Source organism: Arsenicibacter rosenii (assembly GCF_001870735.1).
GTDB lineage: Bacteria > Bacteroidota > Bacteroidia > Cytophagales > Spirosomataceae > Arsenicibacter > Arsenicibacter rosenii.
The window spans coordinates 70,943-92,895 of record NZ_MORL01000016.1 but is presented as its reverse complement, the minus strand read 5'-3'; the positions used below and the strand labels follow the sequence as shown (position 1 = coordinate 92,895).

Annotated in this window: 18 protein-coding genes and 1 tRNA gene; 11 read left to right on the top strand and 8 right to left on the bottom strand. The window is 54.4% G+C overall.

The window, feature by feature from the left end; all coding sequences use genetic code 11:
• Nucleotides 1-37: 37 nt before the first annotated feature.
• From BLX24_RS22060 to BLX24_RS22040, 5 genes are all read right to left on the bottom strand, one after another.
• Nucleotides 38-1,060 (bottom strand): Gfo/Idh/MocA family protein, encoded by a 1,023-nt coding sequence (locus BLX24_RS22060; protein ID WP_071505371.1) that lies wholly within the window; start codon nt 1,058-1,060, stop codon nt 38-40.
• A 217-nt stretch (nt 1,061-1,277) separates the two neighbouring features.
• The gene (locus BLX24_RS22055) at nt 1,278-2,177 is read right to left on the bottom strand and encodes a hypothetical protein (RefSeq protein ID WP_071505370.1); all 900 of its coding nucleotides are present in this window, start codon (nt 2,175-2,177) and stop codon (nt 1,278-1,280) included.
• A gap of 2 nt (nt 2,178-2,179) precedes the next feature.
• Nucleotides 2,180-2,710, bottom strand: a complete 531-nt coding sequence (locus BLX24_RS22050; protein ID WP_177225893.1) for an RNA polymerase sigma factor — start codon at nt 2,708-2,710, stop codon at nt 2,180-2,182.
• 262 nt (nt 2,711-2,972) lie between these two features.
• Nucleotides 2,973-4,379 (bottom strand): efflux RND transporter periplasmic adaptor subunit, encoded by a 1,407-nt coding sequence (locus BLX24_RS22045; protein WP_071505403.1) that lies wholly within the window; start codon nt 4,377-4,379, stop codon nt 2,973-2,975.
• Nucleotides 4,380-4,462: 83 nt separating this feature from the next.
• On the bottom strand, nt 4,463-5,950 hold the full coding sequence (locus tag BLX24_RS22040) for a TolC family protein (protein WP_083422114.1): 1,488 nt from the start codon (nt 5,948-5,950) through the stop codon (nt 4,463-4,465).
• 83 nt (nt 5,951-6,033) lie between these two features.
• Here BLX24_RS22040 and BLX24_RS22035 point away from each other — a divergent pair, with 83 nt between their 5' ends.
• Nucleotides 6,034-6,828 (top strand): aminotransferase class IV, encoded by a 795-nt coding sequence (locus BLX24_RS22035; RefSeq protein ID WP_071505368.1) that lies wholly within the window; start codon nt 6,034-6,036, stop codon nt 6,826-6,828.
• 65 nt (nt 6,829-6,893) lie between these two features.
• Here BLX24_RS22035 and BLX24_RS22030 read toward each other — a convergent pair whose 3' ends face one another.
• On the bottom strand, nt 6,894-7,577 hold the full coding sequence (locus BLX24_RS22030) for an ABC transporter ATP-binding protein (protein WP_071505367.1): 684 nt from the start codon (nt 7,575-7,577) through the stop codon (nt 6,894-6,896).
• A gap of 357 nt (nt 7,578-7,934) precedes the next feature.
• On the opposite strand from BLX24_RS22030, the gene BLX24_RS22020 reads away from it, so the two are divergent.
• The 3 genes from BLX24_RS22020 (at nt 7,935) to BLX24_RS22005 (ending at nt 10,996) form a co-directional block, all read left to right on the top strand.
• Nucleotides 7,935-9,257: an APC family permease gene (locus tag BLX24_RS22020; RefSeq protein ID WP_071505365.1), complete on the top strand. Its 1,323-nt coding sequence runs from the start codon at nt 7,935-7,937 to the stop codon at nt 9,255-9,257.
• A gap of 94 nt (nt 9,258-9,351) precedes the next feature.
• Complete coding sequence (locus BLX24_RS22015) at nt 9,352-10,533, top strand: trans-sulfuration enzyme family protein (RefSeq protein ID WP_071505364.1); 1,182 nt, start codon at nt 9,352-9,354, stop codon at nt 10,531-10,533.
• A 262-nt stretch (nt 10,534-10,795) separates the two neighbouring features.
• On the top strand, nt 10,796-10,996 hold the full coding sequence (locus BLX24_RS22005; protein ID WP_071505362.1) for an RpnC/YadD family protein: 201 nt from the start codon (nt 10,796-10,798) through the stop codon (nt 10,994-10,996).
• A 7-nt stretch (nt 10,997-11,003) separates the two neighbouring features.
• Here BLX24_RS22005 and BLX24_RS22000 read toward each other — a convergent pair whose 3' ends face one another.
• Together BLX24_RS22000 and BLX24_RS21995 are read right to left on the bottom strand one after the other, a co-directional pair.
• The gene (locus BLX24_RS22000; RefSeq protein WP_229201870.1) at nt 11,004-13,547 is read right to left on the bottom strand and encodes an ABC transporter permease; all 2,544 of its coding nucleotides are present in this window, start codon (nt 13,545-13,547) and stop codon (nt 11,004-11,006) included.
• Nucleotides 13,548-13,608: 61 nt separating this feature from the next.
• Nucleotides 13,609-14,319, bottom strand: a complete 711-nt coding sequence (locus BLX24_RS21995; protein ID WP_071505360.1) for an ABC transporter ATP-binding protein — start codon at nt 14,317-14,319, stop codon at nt 13,609-13,611.
• A gap of 178 nt (nt 14,320-14,497) precedes the next feature.
• Between BLX24_RS21995 and BLX24_RS21990 the strand changes: the two genes are divergently transcribed.
• The 7 genes from BLX24_RS21990 to BLX24_RS21960 all read left to right on the top strand — a co-directional run bounded on the left by BLX24_RS21990 (nt 14,498) and on the right by BLX24_RS21960 (nt 21,680).
• Nucleotides 14,498-15,247: an arylesterase gene (locus BLX24_RS21990; protein WP_229201869.1), complete on the top strand. Its 750-nt coding sequence runs from the start codon at nt 14,498-14,500 to the stop codon at nt 15,245-15,247.
• A 309-nt stretch (nt 15,248-15,556) separates the two neighbouring features.
• The gene (hflX, locus tag BLX24_RS21985) at nt 15,557-16,837 is read left to right on the top strand and encodes a GTPase HflX (protein ID WP_071505400.1); all 1,281 of its coding nucleotides are present in this window, start codon (nt 15,557-15,559) and stop codon (nt 16,835-16,837) included.
• 327 nt (nt 16,838-17,164) lie between these two features.
• Nucleotides 17,165-17,236, top strand: a tRNA-Arg gene (locus BLX24_RS21980).
• A 175-nt stretch (nt 17,237-17,411) separates the two neighbouring features.
• Nucleotides 17,412-19,208: a cytochrome c peroxidase gene (locus BLX24_RS21975; RefSeq protein ID WP_071505359.1), complete on the top strand. Its 1,797-nt coding sequence runs from the start codon at nt 17,412-17,414 to the stop codon at nt 19,206-19,208.
• A gap of 33 nt (nt 19,209-19,241) precedes the next feature.
• Nucleotides 19,242-19,778 (top strand): Rcat domain-containing protein, encoded by a 537-nt coding sequence (locus BLX24_RS21970; protein ID WP_229201868.1) that lies wholly within the window; start codon nt 19,242-19,244, stop codon nt 19,776-19,778.
• 86 nt (nt 19,779-19,864) lie between these two features.
• The gene (locus BLX24_RS21965; RefSeq protein WP_071505358.1) at nt 19,865-20,797 is read left to right on the top strand and encodes a hypothetical protein; all 933 of its coding nucleotides are present in this window, start codon (nt 19,865-19,867) and stop codon (nt 20,795-20,797) included.
• Between the two features lie 79 nt (nt 20,798-20,876).
• The gene (locus BLX24_RS21960; RefSeq protein ID WP_071505357.1) at nt 20,877-21,680 is read left to right on the top strand and encodes a hypothetical protein; all 804 of its coding nucleotides are present in this window, start codon (nt 20,877-20,879) and stop codon (nt 21,678-21,680) included.
• Nucleotides 21,681-21,953 lie beyond the last annotated feature (273 nt).

Genomic DNA, 21,953 nt, shown 5'->3' with positions numbered 1-21,953 from the left:
ACTAGTTGGTTTAAGGGCGGACCGTTCAGCAACTTAATCAGGCTTGCCCGTAAATCTGCTCTACCACCTGCATGAGTCGTGCGCCCTGCTCAGCGGTGCAGACGGTTGAGGCTTTGCCTTCACAGGCATCCACGAAGGCTTCCGTGTTTTTGAGCTGAATGTCGGTGTCGGGCAGGTAGGGGAAATGTACATCGGCCAGCTCACCGGCGAGTTCAGTGTGCAGCACAAACGGAAACAGCCGTACGCCGCCCTTGCTGCCAAATAACTCCAGATTACGGTCGATGTCGGCCTGCTGATTCAGGGCAAACGAAGCCGAAAGGATAATGGACGCTTTGTTGGCAAACGACAGGTAGGCCATGCAGGCATCTTCGACCCCGAACTGTGCCGGATCCCAGCTGCCCATCAGGCCTTTGCCGCCCGCCTTCCCAATCACGTCGTAGGTATTGCCCAGAATCTGTGTCGGTAGTGCATAATCGAACGCCAGCAATGCCAGGTCGAGCACATGAACGCCAAGGTCCATAAGCGCCCCGCCGCCCTGCATTTCCTTGTTGGTAAAATAACCCCACCCCGGAATGCCGCGCCGGCGCAGGAAGCTGGCTTTGATGTGGTACAGATCGCCGAGGCGGCCTTCGGTTTTGCAACGGCTGAACAACTGCCATTCGGCGGTCTGCCGGAGCTGAAGGTTATAGCCCAGCATGAGCCCTTTGCCGGCAGCTACGTCGGCGAGGTGGCGGGCTTCGTGTGCGGTCAGGGTAGGCGGCTTTTCGCAAAAGACGTGGCAGCCCTGTTCGAGGGCCTGCAGGGCAAAGGGATAATGCAGCTTGTTGGGAGTACAGATCACCACCAGATTCGGGGCCGCAACGGCATACATAGCAGCGGCATCGGAAAAGGCGTGCGGGATATTATGCCGGTCGGCAAGAGCACGGGCTTTTGTCTGATCGCGGCTGCAAACGGCTACCACCTCAACGCGGCCGGTCAGGGCTTTTAGAGCAGGTATGTGATTGTTGTCGGCAATGCGGCCACCGCCGATGATGGCGGCACGGAAAGGTTCAGGTATCATATAACAAAGATAATGGCTGACAGATTGCGCTGCCAGCCATTTATAACTTCGTTCGAATATGATAAGATTAGAAAGAGTAGACTCGTTTAGTGACACACGTTAAAGCCTTCCTGTGTGCCTTACAATAACAAGATAGAAAGCGGCCTGAAATGGTTGTGTCAACGTGTAAAAAAATGTAAATTTTTTTTAGGGGTATTTGTAATATGCTGATAAGCAATTAATTGCCGGCCTTATTTTTTTTGTGTACACGTTTCGTAGCCGGTTTTGGCAACAACGGGGCCAGGTAATCAAACATCCGGAAAACAGACCAGCTATAGGGCTGTACGGCAGTACGCTGCAACTGACCGGCCCCGGTCTGCGGCTCGTTCAGGCTCCGGATGGGCGCCATCGGATAGGCCCCGGCCGGGGTTTGCGGCATCAGAACGGGCTGGTAGGTGGCATTGCTGCCGTCGGGCTGATGCATTAGCTCCGACTGGCTGTTGATGATCAGGTTATTTTCTGATTCAGGGGCAGTCGGAAGCATTTCGCTACCTTCAGGCATTTCGTCTTCCGCGCGGTTTTTGGTAGGCGCCAGGGCCGGTTCGGCTGTCCGTTCGGAATCATTACTGCTTTCTGCGGCCTCGTCGGCCTGGGCCGGGAGCGTTTCTGCCAGCTTGCTGTCCGGACGGCCTGTCAGGGTGGGCGAGGCGGCTTCCTGGGCTGGCTGAACAGCCCGTTTTTCGATAGCCGTTAACTGCCCACGATCTACGGTCATGCCCAGCGGCAGGCCCGCCCGGATTTGTGGTTTATCCGGCGAATCGCTGTCTGCATTGGTTGGGGCGCCGGTCGGGTTGGCCGGCTGCTGCTTCGTAGTGGCGGCCATTGATTTCCCGTCCGTAGCCGGGCTAACGGATTGCTTTCCCAGAAAATACAGTGCCAGCGCCAGACAGGCGGCCAGCAACGCCGTGGCTCCCCTCAGCCAGTTGTTGAGTATCCGTGTTTTAATCAGCTGTTTCTCCAGTGCCGTTGCCCGGACATTTGCCCAGACGGCCGGCGGAACGGGCATACGGCGGTCGTCCAGGGCCGACCGGAATGCTTCATCCAGTTCATTGTCGTCAAAGTTGTTCGTGGTGTTCATGATTAAGATAGATCAAACATTACTTTCGTAATACGCTCCTGTAAGATGCGCCGGGCCTGGGCCAGATTCGACTTGGAGGTCCCTTCGCTTATGCCCAGCTGTTCCGCGATTTCATGATGTTTCATGCCTTCAAAAACATAAAGGTTGAAAACCATGCGGTAGGCGGGCGTCAGTTGCTGAATCATCCGGAGCATATCATCAAACGCGATCTGTGCCGTAATTTCTTCGGCACGGAATGGCTGATCATCGTCGGTAAACTCAGCAGACAGACTTTTGGTTTGGCTACGTTCCGCGTGATGGCGCTGGTAGTTGGCCAGGGCGACCGACACAATCACGCGCCGGATCCAGCCTTCCAGTGAGCCTGCACCCTTAAACGTGTGAATCTGTTCGAATACGCGGATAAAACCTTCCTGCAACAGGTCGTGTGCTTCGTCGCGGTCGCGGGCATAGCGCGAGCATACCACCAGCATTTTCGGGGCATAGCGGTGGTAAAGCCGGTCGAAAGCAGCGCTGTCGCCCTCGGCACAAGACATGGCCAGTTGTTTATCGTTGTCCGGAAACATTGTATCGGTTCTACGTATAAGATAGAAAACTAACGGAAAAGGTTGTGTGCCGGATTGCTTTAAAAAAGAAAAAACGCCTGGAATGTCCCGGCGTCTTTTAACCAATTGTCCGTTATTATTAATCTGAGTTTTTCAGGCGTAGAAAACCTGCTTTTGGCGGTTTCTCCCTCGCCGGACCGGACTGCCGGAGCAGGGCCGGAGGGAGTATATCTCTTTAGCGTCTTGAGCGGGTTTAGTTTTCCTTCTCCGCTGGTTTCTGCTGTTTTTTCGGGTCGCGTTTCACTACCAGGTCATTGTTCTTAAGTTTCTTGGACACGACCAGGAAAGGACCCGATATAATTTGTTCCCCGTCTTTCAGCCCTGACTTGATTTCGATGTTTTCGAAGTCGCTGATGCCGGTTTTAACTTCGCGTTCGACGGCCTTGCCACCCTGATTGATGAAGACGATTTCCTTCACCGCTTCCTCTTTTTTTGGCTGATTTTCTTTCTGGTCCTGATTGCCGTTGTTGTCCGAACCGTTATTGTTGCCGGCATCCGGCGCCGGGGTGTTGCTACGGGTTGTGACAGCAGCAATCGGTACGGTCAGGATGTTGTTTTTCCGGTCGGTAATCACTTCTACGGAAGCCGTCATACCCGGTTTAAACGGATAGCCCTTCTTGCCTTTCTGAGCCGCCAGGTCGCGGTATGAACTGTTCAGGATTTTGATTTTAACCTCAAATTCCGTCACGGCGTCGGTCGACATCGAAGCCCCGGTGGCCGAGCTGGTCAGGCCGTTGGCTGTGTTGGCAATTTCGTAGACCACGCCTTTGAACTTCCGGCCGGCGGTGGTGTAGGAGTCGATTTCAATATCAGCCGTATCACCCATGCTGACCCGTACGATGTCGTTTTCGTTGACGTTGACCCGCACCTCCATGTTGTTGAGGTTGGCCAGCCGCATGATTTCGGTACCGGCCATCTGCGACGTACCGACCACGCGTTCGCCCTGTTCGACGTTCAGTTTGGAGACCGTACCGTTTACCGGCGAATAGATGGTTGTTTTCCGCAGGTTTTCTCTGGCGTCGCGGAGGCTGGCTTCAGCGCTCTGGATGCTGAACTGAGCCGCTTTTACGTTGGCGCGGGCGGCTTCTACTTCCTGCCGGGCCACGTTGAAGTTCGCTTCTGATTGTTCGAAGTCAGTACTGGCAATTACCTTGTCGGCAAGGAGTTTGCGGTTTCGCTCATAGTCGGTTTTGGCCCGGATAAGCCGTGCTTCCGACTGAGCGACGGAGGCTTTGGATTGTTCGAGCTGCGCACGGCTTTGGTTTACCGTAGCTTCAGCCCGCGACAGCAGCGATTCGTAGTTGTCAGGCCGGATTTTTACCAGCAGCTGACCCGCTTTCACCGAATCACCTTCATTGACGTATAAGCCAATGATCTCCCCCGATACGTCGGGGCTGATCTTTACTTCGACCTGCGGCTGTACGCGGCCCGAAGCGCTTACGCGTTCGATGATGTTTGTCCGTTTTGCCGTAGCAAAATCAACCTCTGTCGTTTTCGGCTTTCCAATCCAGCCCGCTTGTTTGGCCGCGACTAACCCGCCAACCAACACCACAACCACACCCCCCAGTATCCACCAGATACGGTTTGACTTCTTTTTCATATTGATCATTAATGAGTGAATGATTAACAGAATGATTGATTGACTATGGTGCTATTCACTCACTCAATCACTCATTCACTCAATCATTCAAATGTGAGCGGTTTATTCTGAAAGAAATCTAAGATTTTCGTTCTGAACACGTAATCGTATTTTGCCTGTACCAGACTGGCCCGCGCACGGTCGAGGTTGGTTTTGGCAATATTGTATTCGGTTGCGTTGAGGGCACCGGCGTTGAAGCGGCTCTCGGCTGCCTGGAAAGCCCGTTCCAGCGAAGTTACCTGAGCCTGGGTGGCCAGGTAGCGGTTTGCACCGGCCCGCATGTTGGTATAGGCCGTTTCGATTTGCTGGCGTAACTGCAACCGTATGTTCTGTGAGTTCAGTTCGGCGTTCTGCTGCTGAATCCGGGCCGTTGTAATGCGGTTACGTGCCTGGAAGTTCCCGAAGATCGGTACCCGCAGGAACAGCGATACGGATTCGTTCAGGTTGTTCTGTAACTGTTCGAAATAGTTAAAGCTTGAATACGATCCGTCGGGTGTCTGGGTCAGTACCTGAAACTGGGTACCGTCTGGCAGAGGAATAAAATAAGACGTCGGCACCGTAACTTTTTGCCCGTTTGAGATAAACCGCTGGCGGGCAGCACTGGAGTAAACGGTCGACAGGTTGCCGTTGATAGACAGCGACGGATACAAGCCCCCTTTGGCGGCCTCTACGCCGAATGCGGCACTTCGCACCCGCAGATCGGCCCCCTGCACATCCGGCAGAAACGAGCTTGCTGTTTCATAAATCTGCTGCACGCTTTCCATGTACGGGGCTGTGCTTGGATTCGGCACGTTGATCGGCTCTACCTCAATATTCTGGATCGGCACGTTCATGGCCTGCTGAAGCGCAACCTTAGCCAGTTCCAGGGTGTTCTGAGCATTAACAATGTCTACCTGGTTTTGTGCCAGCTGCGCCCGGAGGTCATACAGGTTGGCTTCGGGCAGTGTACCGGCCGTTACCAGACGCTGCGTACGGTCGAGCTGGGCCTGCGTTACTTCGGCCTGCCGCTGCGCGATAGCGTATTGTTCCTGACCGGTCAGCACATTCAGGTAATTCTGGGCCACCGTAATGGAGGTGTTATTCTGTGTAGCCTTCAGCTCCTGCTGCGACGCCTGAAGCGCCAGGTCATTTTGCTTGATCTGGTTTTTCAGCGCAAAACCGTTGAAGACGGTAACAGAGGTACCTAACTGGTAATTGCTGGAGGTAATGTTCTGCTGAACCGCCTGGTTCGTAAACGGATCGACGTTACGGCCGGAGTTGAATGCCTGACTGCCACTGAAGTTTGCCGTCGGGTATTGGTTCAGCCGTGCCTGACGCAACTGCAGGGCATTGTTTTCGACCTGCAACTGACCCTGGCGGATGGTTATGTTGTTCTTAAGGGCAATTTCAATACATTGCTGTAAGCTCAGCCGGTTTGCGGCCCCTGTTCCGGGCGATACGGCATTCGCGGCGGTTTGCGCAAACGTTGCCGGAGCAACAGCATACATAGAGAGGGCGACAGCCCAACAGATTCCTGCACGCACAAAATTCATACGTTGGCGTTGTTTAATGGTTCAATGTTACGAAGTTAAATCTGGCGCTTCTACCGATTTGGGATAAACGGTAATTTTGGCATATGTATTTGGTCTATAATTCGGACATAGTGCCGGAAACCGGTTTTGTGGCAAGCTCCCACAACCGGGCATTTCAATATGGAGACGGCTTGTTTGAAACCATTCGGTACGAACAAAACACCGTTTGGTTCTGGCCGGATCATATGGCCCGCCTCAGTGAGGGGATGCAGGCACTGCACCTGAACCGCCCTGCCGGTATGACAGCGGAGGCTCTGTACGCTGCCGTTTTACAACTGCTCGGGGCAAACCGGCTGACGGGTCAGCCGGCGCGTATCAAACTCCAGGTCTGGCGGCAGCCGGGCGGGTTGTATACGCCCGCAACCTGCGACGCCGACTGGCTGCTGACGGCGCGTCCGGGAGCGGCGTTTGCCGTGACGGTTAAGCAACGGCTCTGTCTTTTTCCGGATATCCGGCTGAGCCATTCAACGATCTCGGCCTGCAAAACCCTGAACGCTTTACCGTATGTGCTGGCGGGTCATTACCGGCAGCAACAGGGGGCCGGGGATGCTGTTTTGCTGGATACCGCCGGTCACCTGGCTGAGTGCGTGGCGTCGAACCTGTTCTGGGGTAAAAACGGAACCTGGTACACGCCGTCGCTGCAATCGGGCTGTATCAACGGCATAATCCGGCGGCAACTGCTGCGTAGCGGAATGCCGGTTCTGGAAGGCCTGTTTCTGCCGGATGTCCTGCAAGATGCCGATGTGATCTTCTGTGCCAACGTGGCCGGCATTCAGCTTTACAAAGGCACTGCTCCCGACATCATGCCGCTGCTCACCCGCGCCGGTATTGTCGTTTGACAGGATTACAGGGTTGGTTGTCTTTTTTATCCGGAACATCCTGTAATCCTGTCGGCAGAGCCGTTTTACAGCGTCGGGACGGGCGTTGATTCGAGCCAGCCGTCCTTGAGGTTCAGGATCCGGTTGCCATAGGCCGCATTCACGTCGGAGTGGGTCACCTGTACGATGGTTACCCCATCTTCCTGGTTCAGTTTTTTGAACAGTTCCATGATCTCTTTTGCCTGGTCGGAGTGCAGGTTGCCGGTGGGCTCATCGGCGAAAATAACCCGTGGCCGTGCGGCTACTGCCCGGGCAATGCCCACCAACTGCTGCTGACCGCCCGACAACTGATTCGGGAAAAGATCTTTTTTACCTACGATATTAAAACGGTCGAGCAGATCGGCCACGCGGCTTTTACGCTCCGAAGAGGACATGCCTTTGTAGAGCAGCGGCGTTTCGATGTTTTCGTATACGGTCAGTTCGTCGATCAGGTGATAGGCCTGAAAGACGAAACCAATGTGGTTGCGGTGCAGATCCGTCCGGCGTTTTTCGGACAGTTTCTGGACCGGCGTATCCAGAAACAGGTATTCGCCTTCAGACGGTTCTTCGAGCAGACCCAGGATATGGAGCAGTGTCGACTTACCGGAACCGGACGGACCCATGATGCTAACAAACTCACCTTCAGCAATGTCGAGGCTGATATTGCGCAGCACGTATACCCGTCCGAAGCCGGCAGGATAGTATTTGGAGATATTTTTAAGCGAAATCATAATAAGGTATATTTGATCGTATAACGGCAATTTAGCGATACCTGCATGTAATATAAGTTACCATACGTTAAACCATGTTGGGCGAAGAATCAGGACCAAACAGGTCAGGCGAAGGGGAGCTTGTTTCGGAGTCAGCGTTTTCGCCGCTTCTGCAACTTGACTTCAGCACCGTTCTCTACTCTGTTCAAGCACAGTGCCAAAGTGTTTTTATGGCTGATAGTCAGGCGTTTGTCTTGGTTTTTGGGTGGCTTCTGTCCGCTTTCGGACAACGCCATGACCATTAGCGGACGGACAAATCGGGGCTAATTCGGCAGGGGAGTAGCAAAAACGTTTAGCGTGTTGTTTATTTGAGTTATCATGATTCAACCTAAGCTCTCGGTATTTGACCTGATGATGATTGTTGTCAGTCTGGTCATCGGTATTGGTATTTTCCGGACGCCTGCCATTGTAGCGGAATCGGCCGGTTCGCCCACGATTTTTTTTGCAGCATGGATGGCCGGTGGCCTTGTCAGCCTGTGCGGGGCGCTTACCTACGCCGAAATCGGGGCCCGTTATCACTTTCCCGGCGGTTTCTACAAACTCATTTCGACCGCTTTTCATCCGGTTTTTGCCTTTATGCTGAACTGGGTGATCGTGCTCACCTACGGGGCCGGTAATGTAGGTGTGGCCCTGATTGGCGCCGAATACGTGAATCCGTTTTTGCCGGAAGACCTCCATACCCGGCTGGGTATCAACATGACCGCCATCGGTATGGTGCTCTTCTTTTACGTGGTCAATATGCTGGGCATTCGTTCCGGTGCCCGTACCCAGAATATCCTGAGCAGTCTGAAAGTCGGGCTGATGCTGGTGCTTTGCCTGGGCATTTTTATGTCGGGAGCCGGTGAGACTACGTTAACGGAAGCCGGACCAGGCTCTGCCATACCGGAAGCGCATGGGGCCGCATGGCGCTTTTTTGCGAGCCTGATTGCGGTGTTTTACACCTATGGCGGCTATCAGCAGGTGCTCAATTTCGGGGCCGACATTAAAGATCCGGTCCGGAATACGCCACGGGGCATTATCGGTGGTATGCTGTTGATCATGGCCCTGTATCTGGGACTAAACTACGCCTATTATCACCAGCTTGGCTTTACCGGACTAACCAACAGTAAACTGGTTGCTGCCGATCTGGCGCGGGCGATGTTTGGCGAATGGGGCGGAAAACTGGCGTCTGTTGCCATCTTTACGTCGGTGCTGGGCTACCTCAATGCCAGCTTGTTGTCGTTGCCACGGGTCTACTACGCGATGGCCGACGACGGGATTCTGCCACCGGCCTTTAAGCGGGTTAATGCCCGGACCCAGACGCAGGAATTCGCGCTGACATTCTTGCTGGCGATCATGCTCATTTCGCTTTTCTTCCTCGGCACGTTCGAGAAAATCGTGAATTATGTGATGTCGATTGACAGCATTGCCCTGGCCAGTGCGGCGGCAACCCTGTTTATTTTCCGCCGGCGGGTGGCGGGCAATGATCCGCACACGGGCTATAAAGTTTGGGCCTATCCCGTTATTCCATTACTGTTTATCCTGTTCCTGGTAGTCGTGTCGGTCAACGTAGTGATCAGTGATCCGTTGACGGCTGCCGTGGGCTGGGGGCTGTTTCTAAGCGGCTGGCCGCTGTATTATCTGCTAAAGCGAATATTTTAGCTTGATTAACAGGTTATTACTTTTTCAAAGCTCTGTTGGTTTACCTTGTAAATCGTACATCGTAATACGTACCTCGTAAATCATACATACCTTTATGGACCTTTCATACATCCTGAACGAATTAGGCGAAGAGCGCGGGAATTACTTCAACGCCATCGCACCGCCAATTATCCAGTCTTCCAACTTTACGTTCCCGAGTGTCGATGCGATGCGCAACGACATGCATTACGAGTACGAAAAGCATTTTTATACCCGCGGCAACAACCCGACCGTTGAGATTCTGCGGAAAAAGCTGGCCGCTCTCGAAGGTGCGGAGGATGCGCTGGTGGTGTCGAGCGGCAGCACGGCCATGTCGACCGCCATTCTGGCCAACGTACAGCAGGGCGATCACATCGTTTCGGTGAGTAAACCGTATTCGTGGACCTACCGGCTCATGACTGACTGGTTGCCCCGCTTCGGGGTGACGACCACTTTTGTCGACGGTACCGATCCGGCAAACTTCGAAAACGCCATTCAGCCGAACACGCGGATTATTTACCTCGAATCACCGAACTCCTTTACGTTTGAGTTGCAGGATCTGGCGGCGGTAGCTGCCATCGCAAAAGCGCGGAAAGAAGCTGGTCAGGAGATCGTGACGATGATTGATAACAGTTACTCAACGCCGCTGTATCAGCAGCCTATCGCACTGGGCATCGACCTGAGCCTGCATTCTGCATCGAAATACATCGGCGGGCATTCCGACCTGATTGCCGGTGTGATCTGCGGGACAAATGCCATGATGAAGAAGATTTTTCATGCGGAATACATGACTTTCGGCGGCATCATTTCGCCGCAGAATGCGTGGCTGATGATCCGTGGCCTCAGGACGCTTGAACTGCGGCTGGAACGAAGCAGTCAGAGTGCTTTGCAGGTGCTGGCCTTTCTGGAAAATCACCCGAAAGTAAAGCATGTCTATTTCCCGTTCTCGAAGCTGCACCCGCAGTATGAACTGGCTAAACGCCAGATGAAAGCCTGTGGCGGATTGCTGACCATCGCGCTGAATACCGGTCAGATAGACCGCGTTGATGCGTTTGCCGATGCCTTGCAGCGGTTCCTGCTGGGCGTATCGTGGGGCGGGCATGAATCGCTGGTATTTCCGGCGAGTGTGTCATTCTCCCGAACCACCGACACGCCGAACGCCAACCCCGACAATTTCAATAAAGTCCGGCTATATATTGGCCTGGAAGACCCCGCCGTGCTGATTGCTGATCTGGCGCAGGCACTGGAGATGGTCTGAATTTCAGTTGAATGAAAATGAAAATCCGTTTGCTATTGTTGTTCTGACGGCCTTGCTCGCGATACAGAAAAAGCAGCTGGATGATGAAAACCTGTATGCTTTAAAGTTTTCACTAGCCCGCCGGCTACTTTCCCGACAGTTGCCCCGCAAAAAAGTCAGCGATTTGTTGACGTTTTTGCCGTATTATGTTCGGTTTGCCGATCCAGCCTATAGTGTTAAATTTTAAGAGTCAATAGCAGGTTTAAGTGATAAGTCAGCAACTATGGGAATTCAGGAAATGATTATTGACCGGGCGAGAAAAGAAGGCTTGCAAAAAGGTATAGAGCAGGGTTTAGAAACAGCAAAAACGAGCATTGTAAAAAATCTGATTTTAACGATGACTGTATCAGATAGCCAGATTGCTGCTATTGCCGAAGTTCCTGTCGCTTTCGTGAAAAACATACGACAGGAACTCGGCAAATAGTCTTGCTTTACCCCTCTGCCCGCAGCACTTCCAGCGGCGGGCGTACCACCACATCGCGGCTGTTGAGCAGACCAATGAGGGTAGTTAGTACGCTGATGATCAGGATAATCAGCAGCAGCGGCACCACATCGGGGCGGAACGGCGATTCGAAGACAAAATACGCTAAGGCCCAGCTACCAAAGACTGACAACAAGATGCCTGACAACGCTGCCAGAACGCCCAGAAACAGGTATTCGATAGCCGTAATGTTCAGGATCTGGCGGCGGCTGGCCCCGAGCGTCCGGAGCAATACGCTTTCTTTGATCCGCTGATACCGGCTGATCACCACTGAACTGCCCAGCACCAGTAAGCCGGTGAAAATGCAGAACAGGGCCATAAACCGGATCACAAACGACACTTTGTCGAGCAGTTCGTCAACTGTTTTCAGAATCAGCCCCAGATCAATAGCGGATACGTTGGGGTAGAGCCGGACCAGATCCCGCTGGAAAGCCGCCGATTGTTTGTTGTCGGCCACGCGGGTCATCAGCACATGAAACTGCGGAGCCTGCTCAAGCACACCCGCCGGAAAGAGCACAAGGAAATTGGTCTGCACCCGGTTCCAGTCGATCTGACGGGTACCGCTGACGATGGTCTGAATCGGAGCCCCCTGCACGTTGAATGTGAGTGTATCACCTAATTTGAGCTTCAGCCGGGCGAAATAGTCTTTCTCCACCGAAATATGCGGAATACCGTCCTGCAGCGAAGGCGCTTTACCCGTCATCAGTTTTTCGGAGTCGATCAGCGAATCACGGTAGGTAACGCGGTACTCGCGGGTCAGGGCCGATTCCGGAATTTTAGACGCCGTATCCTGCCGGATCGCCTCTACCGACCGGCCATTGATGTCGGCCAGCCGCATCGTTACCACCGGCACCGACTGCACCACCGGCAGGTTATGTTGTTTCACCAGTTGCAAGACCCCGTTTTTCTGCTCGTTCTGAATGTCGAACAAGACCATATTGGGCCGGACGCTGCCTTCGCCGCCATTGGCAGAAAACGCCACACGGCTCAGCAGCAGGTTCTGGGTCAGGTATAACGTACTGATCAGAAAGGCGCCCAGGCCGATGGAAATAATCAGAATCAGGGTCTGGTTGTTGGGCCGGTACAGACTGGCCAGGCTTTGGCGCCATACAAAACTCCACGAAACGGGGAAAAAGCGTTTGACGGCCCACATCAGCAACTGCCCCATACCCGTCAGGATACCAAAAGCAACGAGCAGGCCGACGGTGAAGCCAAGGGCCGTTTTCCAGCTCATGGTTTGTAAAAAGGAAAACCCGAAAATGAACAGCAGAATCAGGATATAGACGCCCCACCGCAGCGGGTCGCGGCCTGATTGATCCGCGCTCTCGTCGTAACCGGCCCGCAGGGTCAGCAGCGGCGAAACGGTACGGATGCTCAGCAACGGCAGCAACGCAAACAGGACGGCCACCAGTAGACCGGTGCCGACGCCCTGACCAATGGCTACCCACGACAGGGACGTATCGACGGTGACGGGCAGGAAGCTGCCGAATACGTCGGGCAGAACGAGCTGTACCAGCGACCCCAGCGCCGATCCCAGTATGGCTCCGAACAAACCCATCAGCGAGGTCTGAATGAGGTAGATCAGGAAGGCCTGCCAGCCGCTGGTGCCCAGACAGCGCAGAATAGCTACCGACGCAATTTTTTCTTTGGCATACAGGTGAACGGCGCTCGCTACGCCCACACACCCAAGCAGAAGCGCCACAAATGCCACCAGATTCAGGAACTCACCGAGGTCTTCAAAGGCCCGGCCGGTCTGCCGTTTGCGTTCGGCAACGGTGTCGTAGTTAATACCTTGCTTGTCGAGAACCGGTTCAAACCGTTTAACCAGCCGTTCGACATTAGTCGTGTCGGGGAAGCGGTAATGAAACCGGTACGAGACACGGCTGCCTTTCTGGAGCAGGCCGGTTTGGGGCAGGAGCAGGGCCGGAATAAAGACGGTCGGTGCTACGGTGGTGGCGACTGCCGACTGGCCGGGCGTTTTCAGGACGCGGCCAACTACCAGAAACGACAGGTTACCGACGCGGACCGAGTCGCCGGGTTTGGCCCCGAACTGGATCAGCAGCGCATCGTCGACCAGGGCAATGCGCTGGCCTTTGGTCATTCCTTGCCGGAAGAGGTCGGGCGCGTTGGCCGGTTCAGATTCCCAGACGCCGTAGTACGGGAACCCGCCCTCCAGCCCTTTGACCTGCGCGAGCCGGACGCCTCCGGTGCGGGGAAACAACACCATCGACGCAAATGATATCTCCGTGCTGCGTTCGCTGCCGACCTTATTCAGCAGCGTCGACGAAACCGGTTTGCTGGCAGATAGCGACAAATCGGACCCCAGCAGTTCGCGGGCCTGATCGTCGATGCTTCGGGCGAGGTTGTGGCTGAATGAATTGATGGCGACCAGCGCCGCAATCCCTAGCACAATGGCCGACATAAATAAAAATAACCGGTGACGACTCCGGCGGCTATCCCGCCACGCCATCCGAAAAAGCCATGAGATATTCATAATGAGTGATTGAGTGAAAGAGTGATTGAGCGGAGCAGAGGTCGTGAACACACGCAATCGCTCAATCACTCAATCGCGCAATAGTATTTGTATCTCCGGTTGCATGTCCCCCCTTGATCCGGATGACGCGTTGGGTGCGGGCGGCGAGGTCGAGGTCGTGAGTGACGAGGACGAGCGTGGTGCCGGCTTCGCGGTTGAGTTCAAACAGCAGGTCCACAACGGTGGCGCTGGTGTCGGTGTCGAGATTGCCCGTCGGCTCGTCGGCAAAGAGGATTTTAGGGCGGTTAGCGAAGGCCCGGGCCAGGGAGACCCGTTGTTGTTCGCCGCCCGAGAGCTGGGTCGGGTAGTGGTGGCCGCGTTTGCCGAGGCCGACGCGTTCCAGCAGCTCGCGGGCTGTTTGCTCGATGCTGCGGCCGTTCTGACGACCCAGCCCGCTGAGTTCCATCGGAACCATTACGTTTTCGAGTGCCGTTAAGGTAGGCAGCAACTGAAAGTTCTGGAAAATAAAGCCCACATACTGATTCCGGACCGCGGCCCGCTGATCTTCGCTCAGGTTGTCGAGCTGAACGCCGTTGAGGTAAACGCTGCCCGAGGTGGCCCGGTCAAGCCCGGCACAAAGACCGAGTAATGTGGTTTTGCCGCTGCCCGATGGCCCGACGATGGAAAAGGTGTCGCCCGCTTCGAGTGCAAAACTGACACTATGTAAGACCGTCAGCGTCTGGCCTCCGCTTTGGTACGATTTTGTTAGATTGTCGACACGTAAGATGCTCATGGATGAAAAAAAGGCAGTGCCGGCAAGGCATTGCGAACGATGATCTGTTGGGTAACACTGATTTGGGCCGGATTCTTTCCATCTTTGACAGAAAATCGGATGAATGGACCAAAAGAACTGTTAAAGGGTAAAACCTCTGTTTAATTTCGTTGTTCAGATAAGAAAACTAATGATTTTTATGCAAAAGAAAGCGATGCCATATCTTCGTTGGAGACAGGTAGTTAGCGGCTTAACCGGTGCAGCCTTGGTGTGTACGTTGCTGGCTGGCTGTAACTCTAAATCATCGGGTGATGCGGAGACCGCTTCCGGTGAGAAACAGGCATCAGCACCGGCCGCTACGTCATCTGCGGCAGTTGCTAAAAAGGTAATCGTGTTTTACGGGAACAGTCTCGCGGCGGGCTACGGGCTTGATCCTTCGCAGGCCTTTCCGGCCCTGATCGGTAAACGGATTGATTCGCTCGGACTGCCGTATAAAGTGGTCAATGCCGGACTGAGTGGCGAGACATCGGCAGGCGGGAAGAGCCGGATCAGCTGGGTGCTGCGTCAGTCGGCCGATATTTTCGTGCTCGAACTGGGTGGCAACGATGGATTGCGCGGTTTACCGCTTTCATCTACCCGCGAAAACTTACAGGCGATCATGGATACCGTACGCCACAAAAATCCGGAAACTACGATTGTTATTGCCGGTATGCAGATCCCGCCTAATCTCGGTACGACCTACACGAAAGAGTTTCGTGAATTATTTAAACAGCTGGCCGACAAAAACAACGCCATTCTGATTCCTTTTCTGCTCGAAGGTGTCGGCGGAATTCCGCGTCTGAATCAGGCCGACGGGATTCACCCCACGGCCGAGGGTCACCGGATGGTAGCCGAAAACGTCTGGAAGGTACTGGAACCGGTTGTGCGTAAGGCCGAAACTAATCCATAAAGTAACGTGTTAATGAATAAGGCCCTTTGGGTCGCCACATGAAGAATAGTGAAAAAAGTGATGTTTTCGATGTGGCAACGTACGTATAATCAGTAAGCCCGGAAAACAAGTACGCCAATGATTCTGTAAACCGACCTTCTTTTGCTGCACAAGCCTGTGTATCCGCCTGTGTGGTGTCAAAAACGCCATCATACCGTACCGCTCTGTTCAGGGCTGCCGGTCTGTATGACATTCATCAAGCCAATATAATGCAAACCGGTAGCGACAGACATCGTGTCTGAACCGGTCTGTATTCCTTATTCAGATTACATGATCGAAACACATAAACAACCCGAAACGGCCGTATTAGTGGCCTTAGTCACCCAGAAACAGACCGCCGATCAGACGAAAGAATATCTCGACGAGCTGGCGTTTCTGGCGGAGACGTCGGGGGTGATTACCAAAAAAACATTTACCCAGAAGCTGGACCGTGCGGATACCCGTACGTTTGTCGGTAAGGGTAAACTGGAGGAGATTCAGCTTTATATTGCTGATAATCCGGTTGATACCATCATTTTTGACGATGACCTTACCCCGGCTCAGGTGCGTAACCTTGAAGCGGAGTTTAAGGAAATCAAGGTGCTGGACCGGAGTCTGCTGATTCTGAACATTTTCTCGATGCGGGCGCAGACCGCTCAGTCCCGCGTACAGGTAGAGCTGGCCCAGTACCAGTACATGTATCCACGCCTGACCCGGATGTGGACCCACTTAAGCCGTCAGAAAGGGGGCGTCGGGATGCGTGGTCCGGGGGAGAAGGAGCTCGAAACCGACCGCCGGATTGTGCAGGACCGGATTGCGTTCCTGAAAGAAAAGCTGGCCAAAATTGACAAGCAGAGTCAGACGCGCCGCAAAGAGCGTGACCGGCTGGTACGGGTAGCGCTGGTGGGCTACACCAACGTTGGCAAATCGACCCTGATGCGGACAATGGCCAAGGCCGACGTCTTTGCGGAGAACAAGCTGTTTGCCACGGTCGATTCGACGGTCCGTAAGGTGGTGTTGGGCAACATTCCGTTTTTGCTGACCGATACGGTCGGGTTTATCCGGAAGCTGCCGACGACGCTGATTGAGTCCTTTAAATCGACGCTGGACGAGGTACGGGAGGCCGACATTCTGTTGCATGTTGTCGATGTGTCTCATTCATCGTTTGAAGAGCACATTGACGTTGTACAGGCGACCTTAGCGGACATAAAGGCGGCTGATAAGCCAACGATTCTGGTCTTCAACAAAATTGATGCCTTTGTGCCGAAGGAAGAATGGTTGCCGGAACCGGTGCACGAAATAAGCGGGGACGAGAACGAGCCGGTGGCGGCAGTTGCTCCGCCATCAGCGGCAGAACAGAAGCAAACGGCACTGGCCTATCTGAAACGCACGTACCTGACGCGTCAATCGGACCACGTCGTGTTTATTTCGGCGCAGAACCGCGAGAACCTCGATGAGTTGCGGGAAACGCTCTTTAAGCTGGTAAAGGAAAAGCATTATACCATTTATCCGAACTGGACCTTTATTCCGCTCGGGGATGCGTATGAAGAAGATGCGGCCCCGCTTGGGTAGTTGCCGGATTTTAGCCAATTTTGTAATGGAAAGCCTATGGGGTCGATAAGACTCTATAGGTTTGTTTTTGTTGGGATCGCCTTTCCTGATAGGGGCGACCACATGGGGATGGGCGACCACATGGGGTCGCCCGTACGGTTGGATAGCAATCTCAACTTCCCAAAGTGTAAAACTTTCGGGAAGTTCCGGCCACGAATATTGGTCCCGTAGTTCAACGGATAGAACCGGAGCGCCAGCTCGGAGCCTTTTCCTGAACGTTTGCTATGGCCGGGGGCGCGTCCGCCTTCGATTCCCGTCGGGACAGCGATTGAAGAATAAGTACATATTGGTCCCGTAGTTCAACGGATAGAATAGACGTTTCCTAAACGTTTGATATGGGTTCGATTCCCGTCGGGACCACTAAAACCGTCAAAAACCCCCTAAAATCGCTGTTTAGGGGGTTTTTCTGTTTCAACATTATGACAACATGTATGGCACTTAGATCATAGGATGGTCAGGCACAATAGCTATTTTGTAACAGTTAATGGTAACGCTCAATAAGGTACTATACACATTTGGTTAACCCCACTCCCCGATGACTTCCCGTCTATCTCTCCTCATCCTCCTTCTCGCCAGCCTCCCCGCGTGGCGACCGCCGGCTGACCTCGCGCCGGGGCAGACAATCCGGGCGATGTATGTGGCCGATGTGGTAGCACTCGATTCGGCAACGGCAGGGCTGTACCGGGCGGTCAGCGGGGGGAAATCGCCAGGGGGGATCCGGCAACGCTTCCGGCAGGCGCGGCTGGCCTATAAACGGATTGAATGGCTGACCGAAGCACTCTACCCATATTCGGCCCGCCGGCTGAATGGTCCGCCGGTGCCCGAAGGTGAACTGGAAGGCGGGGTCGGGCAGCAGATTAATCCCGAAGGATTTCAGGTGATAGAAGAAACGCTGTTCCCGTATGATCCCGGCGAAAAAACAGCCGTACTCACCCAACTGACCCGAATCCGGCAAACCATCCGGTTGCTTTGGCAGGTGAGTACGTCGGTACAACTGACGGATAGCAAGGTGTTTGACGCCATGCGTCTGCAACTGTTCCGGATTATTACGCTTGGGATTTCCGGCTTCGACTCACCGGTCGACCGGCAGAGTCTGCCGGAGGCCAGCGTGAGCATGCAGGCCCTCAGGCGTGTTCTGGCACACTATCCCGTGGCGGAGGCTGATCCGGCTCTGGCGGGTAAGCTTGACCGGTTGTTTGCCAAAGCCGGTCGCCTGTTGCGCCGGTCTTCGTTTGAGGGGTTCGATCGGCTGGTATTTATCCGGACCGTTGCTAATCCGTTAGGTGAGGCGCTGGCGGAAACACAGCAAAAACTGCACATTCCCGTGCTGACCGGGCGGCGGATGCTGGCAGCGTCGGCCCGGACGCTCAGCGATTCCGGTATTTTTGATCCCTATGTGTTTGCGCCCGTCGGTTCGCCGAAGCCGACCCCCGACCGTATTGCGCTGGGCAAAATGCTGTTTTCGGGTACGCTGCTGTCCGATAATGCCCGTCCGCTGACACGTCGTTCGTGCGCAGGTTGTCATCAGCCCGAACGGGCATTTACCGATGGGCAGACGACGGCACTGGTGCTCGGCTCGGCCCATGACCGGATCAGACGAAACACCCCGACGCTGTTGCAGGCTGGCTTACAGGTATTTCAGTTTCTGGATGCGCGGTCGCTGACCATCGAAGAGCAGATTCACGATGTACTCAACAATCCCCGTGAAATGGGCGGTTCGTGGCCTGCTGCGCTCAACGCCATTCAGGCCGATGCGGCGGTCATGGCGGCATTCAGGCGGGCCTATGGCGGACTGGCCGTTTCGCGCGAAACCATCAGCAATGCCATTGCTCACTATGTCCGGTCGCTGACCGGCTTTAACACGCGGTTTGACCGCTACATGCGCTGTGACCCGGCTACGCAGCTAACCACTGAGGAACAACAGGGATTTAACCTGTTTATGGGCAAGGCCAAATGTGGTACCTGTCATTTTTACCCGATTTTCAACGGTACGGTGCCGCCCGATTATACCCGCACAGAAAGTGAAGTAATCGGCGTACCGGCCACGGCCGATAATCGGAGCGTTAGCCCGGATTCGGGGCGGTATGGGGTTACGCGGCTGGCCATTCACTTGCGGGCATTCAAGATTCCGGGCATTCGGGAGGCGGCCAATACGGCCCCCTACATGCACAACGGCGTATACCCGACGCTGGAGCAGGTCATTGATTTTTACGATAAGGGCGGTGGGAATGGCCTTGGCTTCGGATTGCCCAACCAAACCCTGCCCGATCAGAAACTTTCTCTGACGCCCCACGAAAAACGGGCGCTCATTGCCTTTCTGCGTACGCTTTGAGGTTCTGGATTTTCTGGATGCTGGATTCTCTGAATGCTGCATGGAAAATCCAGCATCAAAAAACTCATCGATAGTAACGATGTCCTGACCTTCGGCGACACGACGACCACTGCCCGTGAACTCATTGCCCGATACCTGCCGCCACCCCCGGCCGAAGAAGCCGTTGCCAAAAAAGAGCCGCTTGACTTTACCGCCGAATTTGCGGCCCTGAAACAGGTTTACGAACAATATCCCCAACTCAAACGCGATTGCCGCAACCGTGAGCGTATGATCCGGACCGGCAGTGTCATACTGTCGTCGGTGGTCAGCGTCGGGGCTGTGCTGGGTTCGGGCGGGACCGCTCTTGGTTTTTTGCCGGTACTGTCGAGTGCAGGACTGAGTATGCTGGTACCAACCCTCTGCTCTACACTGCTGTCGACCGACGAAAAAATGGAAGTGATTGATAAAGAGTATCGTGAACGGTACCGGTGCCCTAATCCGGAGTGTCGTCTGCCTTTTTATAGCCAGGAATGGGCGCAGCTCGCCCAGCAGAAAACCTGCCGTCGCTGCAAGGCCATCTGGGTATCCTGAAAATTTTTTCAAAAAACTGACTTACCTTTTTTAACCTCACCGGATAAAGCATCAGAGAGCTTTATCCGGCTAATTGCTTTCCGGCTATGTCGAAATTGTACGCTAACTCAGAACCGCCAACCGATGCGTTTTCATCACATGTCGCGCAGGCGTCGGCGAACACACCTGCTTTACACAAATCAAAACTGGCCGGTATCACTACAGCCGCTCTGTTGCTGGGTGGTGCTACCTGGACCTTACTGGCTCAGCCGACAGAGGATGGTGAGCCGGACGCCGATCCGCAGCTACCCGTGCCCGGCGACGGGCCGGTAGCGGTAGCCGGTGGTAAACTGCACCTGGCGGACGTGACCGTTGCCCGTGAGGTGAACAGCAACCGTCCTTTTGGCGAGGCCTTTGCCGTCGCCCGTGACGAAATCGGGCCGGGCGGCGTGTTCGTCTGGAAAGGCGGATTGTTTAACACATTTACGAAAGAAGAATGGCAGGATTTATCCCTGCAGCAACGACATGAGTTTCTGGCAGGTGTCGGTTACGAGCCCGACAGCCAGAGCCAGAAACAACCATCGGCACCCGCCGATCCGATCATTATTGAGGGGGTTATGAACGATCAGCGGGTAATGGGCCTCGATTTTGATCATGATGGTGTGGTTGATACCCTGGTGCTTGAAGGGGCCGATGGTTTTACCTATAGGGTGGTGGACGCCACGGGTGATGAGGGGCTGGATGTGGTGTATCAGATCGATACCGCCAGCCACGAGATCCTGCAAAGCATACGGCTCGACGAACCGTTTATGCTCCCGAACAGTACACTACAGCAAGGCCTTGAAGAGGCAATGGCTAATGAGTTGATGGAGTCTGTATTTGATGAGCCGGTGGTAACACCGCTGCTAACGGTTGCTGAACATGAGGTCAGCGACGACGATGAAATGCCTTACCAGGAAGAGGAACATTATGATACCGGTGATGACGGGTACGTAACCGATACCGGTGCCGACGATATAGACGAACCGCAGGCGGTTTAATCAGATTTTCACAGGGTGTGCAACGGGCGGACCAGTTTTCCGGTCTGTCTCATAGACTATTGCCTGAAAAAACTTTGTTATGAAAAACCTTAACAGAATTGCTGCCCTGTGGCTAAGTGTTTTAGTACTTCTGATTGCGGGCCTGCTGGTGAGCGCAAAAGCCTGGGGACAGGCATCAACGATTGTCTCTGAACGGACGTTTACGTCGTCATCGGCCAACGCGCCCTCTATTACAGCCTGTGTAGGTGCCCCAACGCCGGACAACGGCGTGATGCTGGTGGTCGGTACCGGTGCCATCGACGGATTGCCGGTGCCGGACGGGCAGGCCAGCGGAGCAATGGTGGTCCGGTTGTCGGCTACCGGCGAGGTGATCAGCAGTGTGAAGCTGAAGGATAATTTTTCCGTACAGTTTTACACCTTGCTGTATCCGGTCGATATGAAAGCTGCCGTCGGGGGGGGGGATTTTGTCTATGGCCGTTATAGGGGTTTCAGCGGGGTGCAGGGCATCTTTCTGCTGAAACTGGATGAAGCCGGTCAAACGGTCTGGTATACCGATTTGTACCAGCTCCCGTTGGGGTCGCTTAATTCGTTTTCACCTGCCTTTATCCGTAGCCTGAGCGATGGCGGTTGCCTGGCTGCTTACACCGATTCGTATCCAAGGGCAACCCGGTATATCGGTATAAAACGTGTTGGCGCCGCGGGGAATGTAGTATTTTCGGCGAGCGTTGATGCGGTTGGTGAATCAGCGATCCGCGGCGCCAACACGGTCGGAGGCGGGTGTGAGTTTGATGACGGATATGTACTGACCGGCAAATACGTGACGCAAACCGATAGCCTCCCGAAAGGGTGGATCGTCCGGCTCGACGGGACGGGGCAGCAGTAGTGGCTGAAAAATACCGGATTGACCTATTACCAGGACATCATCCCGTCGGCAACGGGCGGATGGTTATGTAGCTGTCACCAATACATACGAAATCCGGCTGGAACGGCTCGCGCCCGATGGTACGCGGCTCAGCGGCAACCCGATTTTTGCCAGTCCACGGCCCGGCGCAACGGAAAACCACCAGCTCAGCCGCGACCGCGACGGGCGTTATCTGATCAGTGCTAATGTCATCAGCGCCCGCGAGGGGTCCGACTTTGCGGTATTTAAAGCCGG

What these genes read in the sequence shown, in the direction of transcription:
- BLX24_RS22040 (WP_083422114.1), bottom strand. Translation starts at nt 5,950, where the DNA reads ATGAATTTTGTGCGTGCAGGAATCTGTTGGGCTGTCGCCCTCTCTATG.
- BLX24_RS22005 (WP_071505362.1), top strand. Translation starts at nt 10,796, where the DNA reads ATGGGAATTCAGGAAATGATTATTGACCGGGCGAGAAAAGAAGGCTTG.
- BLX24_RS22020 (WP_071505365.1), top strand. Translation starts at nt 7,935, where the DNA reads ATGATTCAACCTAAGCTCTCGGTATTTGACCTGATGATGATTGTTGTC.
- BLX24_RS21970 (WP_229201868.1), top strand. Translation starts at nt 19,242, where the DNA reads ATGCTGCATGGAAAATCCAGCATCAAAAAACTCATCGATAGTAACGAT.
- BLX24_RS22055 (WP_071505370.1), bottom strand. Translation starts at nt 2,177, where the DNA reads ATGAACACCACGAACAACTTTGACGACAATGAACTGGATGAAGCATTC.
- BLX24_RS21995 (WP_071505360.1), bottom strand. Translation starts at nt 14,319, where the DNA reads ATGAGCATCTTACGTGTCGACAATCTAACAAAATCGTACCAAAGCGGA.
- BLX24_RS21960 (WP_071505357.1), top strand. Translation starts at nt 20,877, where the DNA reads ATGAAAAACCTTAACAGAATTGCTGCCCTGTGGCTAAGTGTTTTAGTA.
- BLX24_RS21965 (WP_071505358.1), top strand. Translation starts at nt 19,865, where the DNA reads ATGTCGAAATTGTACGCTAACTCAGAACCGCCAACCGATGCGTTTTCA.
- BLX24_RS22015 (WP_071505364.1), top strand. Translation starts at nt 9,352, where the DNA reads ATGGACCTTTCATACATCCTGAACGAATTAGGCGAAGAGCGCGGGAAT.
- BLX24_RS21990 (WP_229201869.1), top strand. Translation starts at nt 14,498, where the DNA reads ATGCAAAAGAAAGCGATGCCATATCTTCGTTGGAGACAGGTAGTTAGC.
- BLX24_RS22045 (WP_071505403.1), bottom strand. Translation starts at nt 4,379, where the DNA reads ATGAAAAAGAAGTCAAACCGTATCTGGTGGATACTGGGGGGTGTGGTT.
- BLX24_RS22060 (WP_071505371.1), bottom strand. Translation starts at nt 1,060, where the DNA reads ATGATACCTGAACCTTTCCGTGCCGCCATCATCGGCGGTGGCCGCATT.
- BLX24_RS22030 (WP_071505367.1), bottom strand. Translation starts at nt 7,577, where the DNA reads ATGATTTCGCTTAAAAATATCTCCAAATACTATCCTGCCGGCTTCGGA.
- BLX24_RS21975 (WP_071505359.1), top strand. Translation starts at nt 17,412, where the DNA reads ATGACTTCCCGTCTATCTCTCCTCATCCTCCTTCTCGCCAGCCTCCCC.
- BLX24_RS22050 (WP_177225893.1), bottom strand. Translation starts at nt 2,710, where the DNA reads ATGTCTTGTGCCGAGGGCGACAGCGCTGCTTTCGACCGGCTTTACCAC.
- BLX24_RS22035 (WP_071505368.1), top strand. Translation starts at nt 6,034, where the DNA reads ATGTATTTGGTCTATAATTCGGACATAGTGCCGGAAACCGGTTTTGTG.
- BLX24_RS22000 (WP_229201870.1), bottom strand. Translation starts at nt 13,547, where the DNA reads ATGAATATCTCATGGCTTTTTCGGATGGCGTGGCGGGATAGCCGCCGG.
- hflX (WP_071505400.1), top strand. Translation starts at nt 15,557, where the DNA reads ATGATCGAAACACATAAACAACCCGAAACGGCCGTATTAGTGGCCTTA.